This window comes from Acinetobacter sp. ACNIH2 (assembly GCF_002934965.1).
GTDB classification, from domain to species: Bacteria; Pseudomonadota; Gammaproteobacteria; order Pseudomonadales; family Moraxellaceae; genus Acinetobacter; species Acinetobacter tandoii.
Window position 1 is genome coordinate 74,983 of record NZ_CP026416.1, and the last position, 11,671, is coordinate 86,653.

Annotated in this window: 9 protein-coding genes and 3 pseudogenes; 8 read left to right on the forward strand and 4 right to left on the reverse strand. The window is 39.2% G+C overall.

All coding sequences use genetic code 11. From position 1 onward, the window contains the following. Positions 1-65 precede the first annotated feature (65 nt). From C3F34_RS20785 to C3F34_RS19365, 3 genes and pseudogenes are all read right to left on the reverse strand, one after another. Positions 66-1,154, reverse strand: a pseudogene (locus C3F34_RS20785) (BMP family ABC transporter substrate-binding protein). Next, positions 1,151-2,227: a hypothetical protein gene (locus C3F34_RS19360; RefSeq protein WP_000738084.1), complete on the reverse strand. Its 1,077-nt coding sequence runs from the start codon at positions 2,225-2,227 to the stop codon at positions 1,151-1,153. Before C3F34_RS19360 ends, C3F34_RS20785 begins: the two are co-directional and overlap by 4 nt. Before the next feature lie 26 nt (positions 2,228-2,253). Next, positions 2,254-3,243 (reverse strand): isopenicillin N synthase family dioxygenase, encoded by a 990-nt coding sequence (locus C3F34_RS19365; RefSeq protein ID WP_004778250.1) that lies wholly within the window; start codon positions 3,241-3,243, stop codon positions 2,254-2,256. A gap of 344 nt (positions 3,244-3,587) precedes the next feature. On the opposite strand from C3F34_RS19365, the gene C3F34_RS19375 reads away from it, so the two are divergent. From C3F34_RS19375 to C3F34_RS19400, 6 genes and pseudogenes are all read left to right on the forward strand, one after another. Beyond that, positions 3,588-4,643: an aromatic ring-hydroxylating oxygenase subunit alpha gene (locus C3F34_RS19375; protein ID WP_000991568.1), complete on the forward strand. Its 1,056-nt coding sequence runs from the start codon at positions 3,588-3,590 to the stop codon at positions 4,641-4,643. Positions 4,644-4,887: 244 nt separating this feature from the next. Next, positions 4,888-5,820: pseudogene (locus tag C3F34_RS19380) on the forward strand (IS5-like element ISAha2 family transposase). Between the two features lie 254 nt (positions 5,821-6,074). After that, positions 6,075-6,350 carry a metal/formaldehyde-sensitive transcriptional repressor gene (locus C3F34_RS19385; protein ID WP_001133624.1) on the forward strand — a complete coding sequence of 92 codons (276 nt, stop codon included), beginning with the start codon at positions 6,075-6,077 and terminating at the stop codon, positions 6,348-6,350. 21 nt (positions 6,351-6,371) lie between these two features. Continuing rightward, the gene (locus C3F34_RS19390) at positions 6,372-7,484 is read left to right on the forward strand and encodes an S-(hydroxymethyl)glutathione dehydrogenase/class III alcohol dehydrogenase (RefSeq protein WP_000842149.1); all 1,113 of its coding nucleotides are present in this window, start codon (positions 6,372-6,374) and stop codon (positions 7,482-7,484) included. 228 nt (positions 7,485-7,712) lie between these two features. Next, positions 7,713-8,543 carry an S-formylglutathione hydrolase gene (fghA, locus tag C3F34_RS19395; RefSeq protein ID WP_104442438.1) on the forward strand — a complete coding sequence of 277 codons (831 nt, stop codon included), beginning with the start codon at positions 7,713-7,715 and terminating at the stop codon, positions 8,541-8,543. Positions 8,544-8,782: 239 nt separating this feature from the next. Continuing rightward, on the forward strand, positions 8,783-9,085 hold the full coding sequence (locus C3F34_RS19400) for a putative quinol monooxygenase (protein WP_045795883.1): 303 nt from the start codon (positions 8,783-8,785) through the stop codon (positions 9,083-9,085). A 97-nt stretch (positions 9,086-9,182) separates the two neighbouring features. Here the strand turns inward: C3F34_RS19400 and C3F34_RS19405 are convergent. Further along, positions 9,183-9,500: pseudogene (locus C3F34_RS19405) on the reverse strand (IS3 family transposase); the annotation flags it as partial. A 183-nt stretch (positions 9,501-9,683) separates the two neighbouring features. Here C3F34_RS19405 and C3F34_RS19410 point away from each other — a divergent pair. Then, a complete protein-coding gene (locus C3F34_RS19410; protein WP_104442439.1) occupies positions 9,684-10,841 on the forward strand; it encodes an iron-containing alcohol dehydrogenase in 1,158 nt (385 codons plus the stop codon). Between the two features lie 75 nt (positions 10,842-10,916). Continuing rightward, a complete protein-coding gene (locus C3F34_RS19415) occupies positions 10,917-11,594 on the forward strand; it encodes a type 1 glutamine amidotransferase domain-containing protein (RefSeq protein WP_104442440.1) in 678 nt (225 codons plus the stop codon). Positions 11,595-11,671: the final 77 nt, after the last annotated feature.

An 11,671-nucleotide genomic window follows, 5' to 3' on the forward strand; every position in this document is an offset into this window, starting at 1 on the left:
ACCTGAAAAGTACAACTAAAAAGCTAAGCCCTTATCGAAATCCCTCAATAAAGGCTTAGCTTTGTTTATTTTGGATAAGCAGCATCCACGCCTTTAACGAAATAATTCATACTCATCAATTGCGTATTTGAGAGATGTTTACCTTTTCCCAAAAGCAATGTTCCATCTTGTTTGTAAAGTGGTCCACTAAACACAATATATTGACCGTTACGAATTTTATCTCGGACTGCCAAAACCTTCATTTTTTCATTGTTAGAGACCATTGGACCAAAACCAGTTATATCGATGGCACCTTCCTTGACACCATACCATGTCGATCCCGACTTCCATATTTTGTTATGCACTTGTTGCAAAACAGGGGTATAGATTTTTTTCCCAATATAACACTGATGCAGCTAGGTGACCTTTAGGAGCAAACTTACCCATATCTGAGTTCCAGCCAAAGGCAAATTTTCCTTTTTCCTGAGCAGCTTGAACTACAGCGGGGGAGTTGGTGACTTGTGATAATACATCAGCATTTTGCGATATTAATGCAAGTGCAGCCTCATGCTCTTTTCCTGAATCAAACCAAGTGTTAATCCAGACTATCTTGGTCTTAATTTTTGGATTTACAGATTGAGCCCCAAGTGTATAGGCATTGATGTCTCTAATGACTTCAGGAATTGGGAATGGTGCTACAACACCCAAACATTACTTTTAGTCTTATAGCCTGCCAATACCCCTTGCAAGTAAGAGCCTTCATAGGTTCGGATATCATAGACTCCCACATTTTTTGCAGTTTTATATCCGTTCGCATGCATAAAAATGGTGTTCGGGAACTGTTTAGCTACCTTTTCAATGGCATTCATATACCCGAAGGTAGTAGCAAATATAACCTTATTTCCTTGTTGTGCGAGTCTCCGAAATGTACGTTCAGAGTCGGCATTATCTAGAATATTCTCGATATAAGAGGTCTTAAATTTACCCTTTAAGGACTTTTCTGCTTTCAGACGACCTATATCGTGTGAATAAGACCAACCATAATCGTTTTTATGAGCGACATAGACAAAAGCCGCTTGATCAGCGGCCAATGCTGGATTGGCCCCACTGATGAGTAAAAGTCCTAAAAGACTGGCATTTACGAAAATATTTTTTAAATTAAGTAGGTTATTCATGCTGATTCTCTTTGAAGAGTATCAGTTGAATTTTGTTTTGCCATAAATATTGCCAGTCGCTCCTCATAAATCTCACGAATATAATGGGCAACACTGCAACTGTCGGCAAACATGTTGTATTTCCAATTTAAACCATACGACTCTAAATTGATATTATCAACAGTCATAAGTTGAACTTTAGAATTTGGATTGTTCAAGTAGCTATCAATGATTTTACGAATGACTTCTTTGGTTGGTGCAAGCTTATATGCATGCCAGAAGTCTGTATGCCATTCACCTTCCGTAGGTTGATTAAATGGATACTGAATTCCTCGGCCAGGACGATTTGTTCCTAAGCCATTATATGGTCCTGTTTCAAATGCTAACCAGTTAACTGGATTATTCGGGACTGCAGGACGGATCTGCCCCCATGTAACTAAATTTCGATTCAGCCAATCATCTGCAAAACTATCATTATTAAAAGGATCTAACTTTCTGATAGCTTCAGGATCATCACGCATTTGTGATACAGCAAGCTCAATTTCATTTTCAATTTTAAAAATACAATGGCTGTAATCCATTGCAAACTCAAACGGCACACCTTCTTTTTCTATAAGATCTGCCACCGGAATTACTCGACGATAATCTTCAGACCAGTTATCAACGTGGCACTCTAAGGTAACCGTTATTCCTTTACTTTGAGCGTAGGTGTAGAAATCGATATAAGTTTTAGCAACTTCTTCGTTCGTTACATAATGACCATCTGCATGTTTTGCCCAAATCATCATGTTGTGGAATTTGGCCCCTACAGCGGCACTACGATTAATATCCTGTTTGAATGCTTCCTCATCCTTGCCAATGACATATAAGCCACAACCAGAATAAATAGGGATATTTGTTTTCTGACTTGCCTTGATGTAAGCATCTATTTGACTATCTTCAAGAGGGATACGATCCAGAAAATCAAAGACCTCCGCAGCTTTTAGCATTTCGAACTGTTCGAGAATAGTAGGCTCATTCAGGCTTACTGGTCGTTCTTTTGATGAGTTTTGAATGCCTAAACCAGCACAACCTAAAGGAAACATTTTTTTCATAATTTTGATACCAACTGTTGAATAAATTAAACGGCTTCTTTTTTCGATGCGTAAGTTTTTTGATACATATAGGCTAGGTACTCACCTACAGTCATTTCTTTAGGTTCAGCCTTAAATTGATCACCTAAATTTTGCAGCGTTTTGATTTTGTATTCGTAATCCAAGTCAAAGAAGGTTGGAACCGAATAACGTGAGACACCTGCTTTACTATTGAAAACACGGTGCATATTTGAGAGGTAGAGTCCATTAGTCATGAATTGGACTAAATCACCGAGGTTTACGATAAAAGTATCTGGTATGTGAGGTGCACGTATCCATTCACCCTCACTATTGCGTACTTCTAGTCCACCTACTTCATCTTGCAATAAGAGCGTCAGTAACCCCCAATCAGTGTGCGCACCGCACCCTAGCTGATTGTTTACAATTTTTTCAGATTGAGGAGGATAGTGAAGCATACGGGTAATAATGACAGTTTCATCATAGCCTGCCTCGAAGTAGTTTTCTTCAAGCCCAAGAGAAAGTGCCAATAGGCCAGCTAGATGCTTACCCAGTTTTAAAGTCTGTTGAATATAGGTTTCGGTCTGGGTCTTCATTTCAGGAAGATCTTCAGGCCACTGATTCTGCCCATGTTGTGGATAGCCTTTTTGGACATATGGGTGACTTGAATCTAGATTTTTCCCTGACATGAACCCTTCTTTTAAGTCAGGAGGAGAGCCTTCATCAAGTGTTTGAACTGCCATTGGTTCATAACCACGAAGGCATTTGGAGTTTTTGAAATCAATTTCTAGTTTCTTTTCAATCGGAAGGTCAAAAAACTGTTTTGCAATGTCTAATTGTTTTTGGAGAACTTCAGAAGCGATACCATGATTTTTAATATAGAAGAAACCTGTTGTTCTGCATGCTTTATGGATTTCCCACGCAACAGATTTCCGTTTTTCTAGGTTATCGGAAAAACTGTCGCTTAAGTCGATTACTGGAATACTTTTAGCCGTAGAAGGTGGTGTGTATGTCAACATTTTTGTGGCTCTTTGAACTTTGTTGTTATCAACTTAATGACAATTTAATTCCGTGCATAGCAGAGAATCTCGCTCAACTCGTTGCCAAAAAGGCAACACTAAATAAAGTCAGAGTAGTAATAGGAGTCCAAGTAATTCAGCATCAATTAAGAATTGTGATGAGTTATAAAATGCTAGTTATTCGTTAAGTTTAGATAAGAAGAACAATAATAAGAAAAGTGTTCTAAAAATTAGAAATACCATTCCTAAAGTCTTTAATAGACAGATAGAAAAGAAAAAGTCATGATGAAGCAATGCTAAGAAGTTTGAATTAATCAATAACTTATAAGAGGGGCAGCGCTAAAATGAATGCAATACCAGTTCTCAATTTATTCACTCAGCCACAATGTAGTCAATTTGACCCAAATGACTGGAATATTCTAGCGCAGCATTGGTATCCGGTAGTTCAAATCCAGGATGTAACGACTCAACCGCAACAAGTTCAGCTTCTTGATGTCAAAATGGCTATTTATAAAACTGAAAGTGGAGAAATTCATCTGGTCAGAGATATCTGTCCACATCGAGGAGTGCCATTAAGTAAAGGATGGGTAGAAGGTGAAAATATTGTTTGTCCCTATCATGGGCTCAACTATAACGCACAAGGTAAGTGCGTAAAAATCCCTGCTCAACCAGAACTTACCCAAATTTCAGATCGGTTCACCTTAACTAAATTCCCTGTAGTTGAGAAATATGGACTAGTTTGGACCAGCTTATTTAGCCGTGATGAAAGTGAAGCTAATTTTCCAGTTCTTGAAACTTGGGATTCAGATGAACATCAATCAATACTCCCACCATTTGTTGATATAGCAGGTTCTAGTGGTCGTCAGCTTGAAGGTTTTATCGATGTGGCACATTTTGCCTGGGTGCATAACAAGGCATTCGCTGATCGTGATAATCCAGTAGTGCCAAAATATGAAACTGAAAGAACAGATTATGGACTTAAAACGATTTATATCTCTACAGTAAGTAACTTTCCTCATAGTTTGAGACATTTAGAGCCAGAGAATTTCTTATGGAAACGAGAATTTGATGTATATCCTCCATTCTCGGCAACACTTACTGTCTATTTTCCTAACAATGGGATTTTAAAAATTTTGAATGCTTGTTGTCCTGTTTCGCATAATCAAACCAGGCTATTTGTTCCGTTGACACGTAATTTTGATACGACGGGTGACCTACAGGCTGTATATGACTTCAATGCACAAATTTTTGCAGAGGATCAGGATATTGTTGAGAGTCAAAAACCGGAAGAACTTCCATTAGATGTTTCAATGGAGGCGCACTTTGCAGCAGACAAATCTTCAACGACATATAGACGGATATTGGCAGAATGGGGATTAAGTAAAAGATATGTGGTCTAGAGATATAAGATAACCTGATTATCTCGATTGGTTGAAATATAAGGGAGGTAGTCTCCCTTATATTTTTAGAGATTGATTTCGCAGAAATACTAATATAAAAGTGACTCACCATTTATCGTAATTTCATTGTCTTAGCTTCTTCTAATTAATAAACTTGATTTTGTTACAATATCAAGTTTGTACAGGGGGAGGCTTTGTTGCACAAACCTAGCCTATAAGGTTTATTCAGTCCTATAATTTCAAAATGAATAAACCTACTCCTAAAACTTATCGTACAACCAACTGGTCTTCCTATAATCGCGCTCTCATTAATCGGGGCAACATTTCCATTTGGTTTGATCCAAACACTCAGTGGTATGCACAACCACAAAACAAGCAAGGTCGAAATCAAACTTACTCCGATACGGCTATTCAATGCTGTTTAATGATCAAATCTTTATTTAGACTCTCTTTACGCATGGTCACAGGTTTTGTTCAAAGTCTGATTAAACTTTGTGGATTAAATTGGACCGCACCAGATTACAGTACGCTTTGTCGAAGATAAAAACATATTGATATTGCGATTAGCTATCAAAAAAGCAGTGATGGGCTACATCTACTCGTCGACTCAACTGGCTTAAAGTTTCTAGGTGAAGGTGAGTGGAAACGTAAGAAACATGGACCTGAATATCGTCGCCAATGGCGTAAGCTTCATATTGGCATCGATGCTGAAACCTTGCAAATACGTGCAGTACAGCTTACTACAAATAATGTGAGCGATTCGCAAGTACTCGGTGATTTACTTGCTCAAATTCCCTTAGATGAACGAATTGATTCGGTCTATACCGATGGTGCTTATGACACGAAGCACTGCAGACAAGTCATTCTAGATCGAGATGCACATGCGCTCATTCCGCCAAGAAAAAATGCAAAACCATGGAAAGATCAGAAATTGAGATCTTTAGAGCGGAATGAGTTACTGAAAACAGTTAAACGTTTAGGAAGAACGCTTTGGAAAAAATGGTCTGGTTATCATCGTCGAAGTTTAGTTGAAACCAAGATGCATTGCATCAAACTATTAGGTGATAAATTAACAGCAAGGAGTTTTTCTAGTCAGGTGAATGAGATTCATGCACGCATAGCCGTATTGAACAAATTTACAGAATTAGGTCGTCCTCATACCCAAGTTGTCACTTGAATTCTGTTCAAATGAGCAGAGTGTTATCTTTTAAATCTTTGTGCAACAAAGCCGAACCAAAATAAAAAAATGGGAGCTAAAAGTCCCATTCTTTGTGACTTTAGCATCAGCTCTACGATGTTAATTTAAAAAAACTAAAAACAGGGATAGAAAATTTTCGCTAAAGATCTTTTTAATTTTCGATTTATAAAAATTATTGCTTTTTTTATACTATGGGGTACTATAGTATTAATGCTAGCAAATAAGGAGGTCTGATGCCTAATCAGGTTGAAGACAAAAAAAAGATTCTTCTACGCGTCAGAAAGATCAAAGGTCAGACGCAAGCGATTGAAAAAGCGTTAGAAGACAATGTGGAATGTGGTGCAATTCTGCAACAAATATGCTCTGTGCGTGGTGCTATTAATGGTTTGATGAATGAAATGTTGGAGGTTCATTTAAAGGACACTTTAGTATCAGGTGAAACCACAGAACAACAACGAAAAGAAGAATTGGCTGAAATCGCCAAGATTCTAAAATCATATTTAAAATAGATCTGTATAAGGAATTATTGCATGAAGTCACGTGCTGCTGTTGCGTTTGGTCCTGGTCAACCTCTTCAAATTGTTGAAGTTGATGTTGCACCACCAAAGAAAGGTGAAGTATTAATTAAGATCTCCCATACCGGTGTGTGTCATACAGATGCATTTACTTTGTCTGGCGATGATCCTGAAGGTGTTTTTCCGGCTATTCTCGGGCATGAAGGTGCTGGTGTCGTAGTTGAGGTTGGTGAAGGCGTGACTAGCGTCAAACCAGGTGATCATGTTATTCCACTTTACACTGCTGAATGTGGCGAGTGCGTATTCTGTAAATCTGGAAAATCGAACTTGTGTATTTCCGTTCGCGAAACTCAAGGTAGAGGCGTAATGCCAGATGGTACCACTCGTTTTTCCTACAATGGTCAACCGATTTACCACTACATGGGCTGCTCAACGTTCAGTGAATACACGGTAGTGGCAGAAGTATCATTGGCTAAAATTAATCCTGAAGCCAATCACGAACATGTCTGCTTACTGGGTTGTGGTGTCACAACGGGTATCGGTGCAGTACACAACACGGCTAAAGTACAAGAAGGTGATAGTGTTGCGGTCTTTGGTTTAGGTGGTATTGGTCTGGCAGTCGTACAAGCCGCACGTCAAGCTAAAGCAGGACGTATTATTGTGGTTGACATGAATCCAGATAAATTTGCGCTGGCAAAAGAGTTTGGTGCAACGGACTTCTTAAACCCTAAAGACTACGATAAACCAATCCAGCAAGTCATTGTCGAAATGACTGGCTGGGGTGTAGATCATTCATTTGAATGTATTGGTAACGTGAATGTGATGCGTGCAGCTCTTGAAAGTGCACACCGTGGCTGGGGACAATCCGTAATTATTGGTGTAGCTGGCGCAGGTCAGGAAATCTCTACCCGTCCATTCCAACTGGTTACTGGTCGTAAATGGCTAGGTTCTGCCTTTGGTGGCGTAAAAGGTCGTACGCAACTTCCAGGAATGGTTGAAGATGCCATGAAAGGTAAAATTCAATTAGAACCATTTGTGACACATACGATGGGCTTGGATCAGATCAATGAAGCCTTTGATCTAATGCATGAAGGTAAGTCAATTCGTACTGTAATTCATTACGAATAATTCCGTCAGACCTTATAGTTTTCCATGCATGTGCATCATGAATGACATGCATGGAATCCTCTAAAACGGCACATTATCTGTAAAACCGATCTATCTGTTTAGGCATCGTGTATAGGTTCAACAAACCTGCCTACATTTTAAATCTTAATCACTATTCTCTGTGGAGAATGTCAGACTCTTTGTTTACTCGATTTCTCATGAAGTCTTGCTCAACATAGGTAATTGATTATGGAAATAATTGAGAAACATGCTTCTTTTGGTGGATCGCAAGAAGTGTATCGCCATCAGTCAATAGCATTAAACTGTTCAATGAAATTCTCAATATATCTGCCACCTCATGACAAAGATGAGCGGTTGCCAGTTTTATATTGGTTATCAGGACTGACTTGCAACGAACAGAACTTTATTACTAAAGCCGGAGCACAAAAGTATGCGGCTGAACATAAAGTCATTATTGTTGCACCAGATACCAGCCCACGTGGAGAGGATGTACCAGATCATGCAGATTATGATTTAGGCCAAGGCGCAGGATTCTATGTGAATGCAACACAAGCACCCTGGTCACAGCATTTCAAAATGTATGATTATATTGTGGAAGAGCTCAGAAATCTGATAGACCTGAATTTTCCGACCAATCAAGTCCAAAGCATTATGGGACATAGCATGGGGGGGCATGGTGCATTAGTCATTGGGTTAAAAAATCCTGAGCTGTTTAAAAGTATTTCTGCTTTTGCACCGATTGTTGCACCTAGCCAAGTACCTTGGGGGAAAAAGGCTTTCACACACTACCTTGGTGAAACCGAAACTTTATGGAAAAGCTATGATGCGATTGAATTAATCAAAAACGCTGAAGTTCATTTACCTATTTTAGTCGATCAGGGAACAGCTGATGATTTTCTTGAAGAACAGTTAAGACCTAAGCTTCTTAGTAATATTTGTTTGGAACAAGAATATCCTCTTACACTTAACCTAAGAGAAGGGTATGACCATAGCTATTACTTCATTGCGAGCTTTATAGAGAAACATATAGAGTTTCACAGCAAATTCCTAGCTAAATAACTTTCATAGATATGAGGATGTACAATGTTGTTCTTGAATGCTTCTTGAGCAATATTTTTTGATTCAAATGTTAATGATATTAACTTGAATAAATTCATAGCATTATGCCGAAATAAACATCCAAATTTTGGCTCAGCTATGGTAATTTTTTTTAACTTTTATACAACAAAACTTTCTGACATGCATCCATTAGCAATGTCAGACTCGTTTTAATTCTAATCAATTGTGGAGTTTTAGTCATACTTAAAACAGCTTTATATGTCCGCCTTGAAGCTAAACCAGGTAAAGAAGACGAAGTGGAAGCTTTCCTTAAAGCCGGTTTACCTATTGTAATGGAAGAACCTGCGACAGTTGCGTGGTTTGGCCTACGTCTTGGACCTACAACATTTGGTATTTTTGATGCATTTCCTGATGAGGCGGGTCGCCAAGCACATTTATCTGGCAAGGTTGCAGCTGCGTTGATGGCTCAGGCCGAAGAGCTATTTTCAGAGCCACCGTCTATTGAAAAAGTAGATGTTTTGGCGAGTAAACTACCAGGTTAAACCGACGCTTAAATGTAAGAGGTTGCTGCCTGAAATTTTGAATGAAAGGCAGCACTTCAACCCGGTGATGTTTGTCAGAGGCTTTATATTTAAGTTGGGCTACTTTATTTAATGGCTTAATTTCATCATTTACATGGGGCAATATCCAAAACACGGTAAATAAACGAATATAACTATTTACATGCTTTATATTGAACCAATCTATCTGATTTAGCGTTGCATTTGTACATCTGCTAAACCGTGCCAATCTGCTTTTAAAATATTTAATCATTGCTATTTTGTATGAGCCATTCACTGTTTCAGCCAATGCGTTCACGACCATGTCAATAGTCATACGTGTTGATATCTTCCATCCAACAATCGCTCGTGAAAATACATCAATAATAAAACTGGTAAAGAACAAGCCTGAATGTGTTTAACCATCACTCAAGTCGGCAAGCTGAAATAATTTTAAAAAAATAGACGACTGGTCTATTTTTATGTATAGTTAGCACATGGTGTAGGCAAAAGCCGCAGTGTTGTCCGATTTTTTAAAAGTTTATTTGATGAATAACGGTGGTTTTTCAAATCAATTAACTGATCATCCTAGGATAAAAATATGCTGAATTTTAACTTTTATAATCCGACCCGCATTATTTTTGGTGGCGATACAATAGCTAAAATCAATGACTATGTGCCTACAGAAGCAAAAGTATTAATGCTGTTTGGTGGTGAAAGTGCACGTAAGAATGGTACTTTAGCTGAAGTGCGTGAAGCATTAGGTGCAAGAGAAATTCATGAATTTGGCGGAATTGAGCCGAATCCGAGTTATGAAACCCTCATGAAAGCTGTAGAGCTGATTCGTGAACAAAAGATTGATTTCTTAATGGCTGTCGGTGGTGGATCGGTAATTGACGGTACTAAATTTATTGCAGCAGCAGTCAATTATACAGGGGATACATGGGAGATTTTAGAAACCCATGGTAATAAAATTACCCAAGCTTTGCCTTTTGCGAGTGTACTCACCCTTCCGGCAACTGGTTCAGAAATGAATAGTGGTGGGGTAGTCACCAGAAAATCGACCCAAGCCAAACTTGCATTTAGCAGTCCCTATGTTTTTCCGCAATTTTCGGTGCTAGACCCGAATAAAACCTATAGCTTGCCGACGCGCCAGTTGGCAAATGGCGTGGTCGATGCATTTATTCATGTCATGGAACAGTACTTAACTTACCCTGTCAATGCACAAGTACAAGATCGTTTTGCCGAAGGTCTATTGCAAACCCTGATTGAGATTGGACCGAAAGTCTTGGAAGATTCGGCAGATTATGACACGCGTGCCAATTTAATGTGGACCGCCAGCATGGCACTGAATGGCCTGATTGGAGCAGGTGTACCACAAGATTGGTCGACCCATTTGATTGGACATGAGCTCACGGCTTTACATGGTATTGATCATGCTCGTACCTTAGCAATTGTGTTGCCGGCCAATCTACAAGTACGTCGTCAAGAGAAGCGAGAAAAATTACTACAATATGCGACTCGTGTCTGGCAGATTGTCGAAGGTGATGAAGAACAACGTATTGATACTGCTATTGCTCGTACTCGAGCCTTCTTTGAGCAACTTGGATTGCCGACTCGTCTTAGCGATTATGGACTGGGGGAGACAGATATTGAGATCATCATTACGCAACTTAAATCACATAATCTTACACAGCTAGGCGAACATAAAAATGTTTCATTAGAGATCAGTCGCCAAATTCTCGAGATGAGCATCTAAGCTAAATGCGCGTATCTGGCATGCTCTGACCCTGTAACAATGCTCCTCAATCATGAAAATTATCGGAGAAATAACATGAAAATTTTAATCGTTTTAACCTCACATAATCAACTTGGCAATACTGGTAAGAAAACAGGTTTCTGGCTAGAAGAACTTGCTGCACCCTATTACACCTTTATTGACTCTGGTGCTGAAGTTACGCTGGCGTCGCCTCAAGGTGGGCAGCCACCACTAGATCCGAAAAGTAATTTAGCCGATGCTCAAACTGAAACCACTCATCGTTTTGAAGCAGATCCAACTGCAATGCAAGCATTAACACAGACGCATAAACTTAGCGAAATTTCTGTAGCTGATTATGATGCAGTGTTTTATCCAGGCGGGCATGGCCCATTGTGGGATTTAGCAGAAGATCCGATTTCAATTTCTCTGATTGAACAGGCGATTCAGTCTGGCAAACCTGTTGCAGCAGTGTGTCATGCCCCGGGTGTTCTTCGTCATGTGAAAGCAAGTAATGGAGCGCCTTTAGTCAGAGGTAAATTAGTGACTGGTTTCACCAATACTGAGGAGGCCGCTGTAGGTTTGACTGAAATTGTACCATTTTTAGTCGAAGACATGCTTAAACAAAACGGTGGTCATTATTCTAAAGTGGATGATTGGCAAGTATATGTTCAAGTAGATGGCTTGCTGGTTACTGGACAAAATCCAGCATCTTCTGCTGCAACTGCCTCAGCATTACTTCAATTGTTGAAATAAAGAGTAGCTAGTGTCTGTTGTGGTGCTTAGCAGTAAATGAAACTTCTGACTCTGAGCAACTGGCGCAATAAGCAAAA

Excerpts from the sequence above, each read along its gene's own strand:
- C3F34_RS19360 (WP_000738084.1), bottom strand. The coding sequence starts at position 2,227 with ATGAAAAAAATGTTTCCTTTAGGTTGTGCTGGTTTAGGCATTCAAAAC.
- C3F34_RS19365 (WP_004778250.1), bottom strand. The coding sequence starts at position 3,243 with ATGTTGACATACACACCACCTTCTACGGCTAAAAGTATTCCAGTAATC.
- C3F34_RS19375 (WP_000991568.1), top strand. The coding sequence starts at position 3,588 with ATGAATGCAATACCAGTTCTCAATTTATTCACTCAGCCACAATGTAGT.
- C3F34_RS19385 (WP_001133624.1), top strand. The coding sequence starts at position 6,075 with ATGCCTAATCAGGTTGAAGACAAAAAAAAGATTCTTCTACGCGTCAGA.
- C3F34_RS19390 (WP_000842149.1), top strand. The coding sequence starts at position 6,372 with ATGAAGTCACGTGCTGCTGTTGCGTTTGGTCCTGGTCAACCTCTTCAA.
- fghA (WP_104442438.1), top strand. The coding sequence starts at position 7,713 with ATGGAAATAATTGAGAAACATGCTTCTTTTGGTGGATCGCAAGAAGTG.
- C3F34_RS19410 (WP_104442439.1), top strand. The coding sequence starts at position 9,684 with ATGCTGAATTTTAACTTTTATAATCCGACCCGCATTATTTTTGGTGGC.
- C3F34_RS19415 (WP_104442440.1), top strand. The coding sequence starts at position 10,917 with ATGAAAATTTTAATCGTTTTAACCTCACATAATCAACTTGGCAATACT.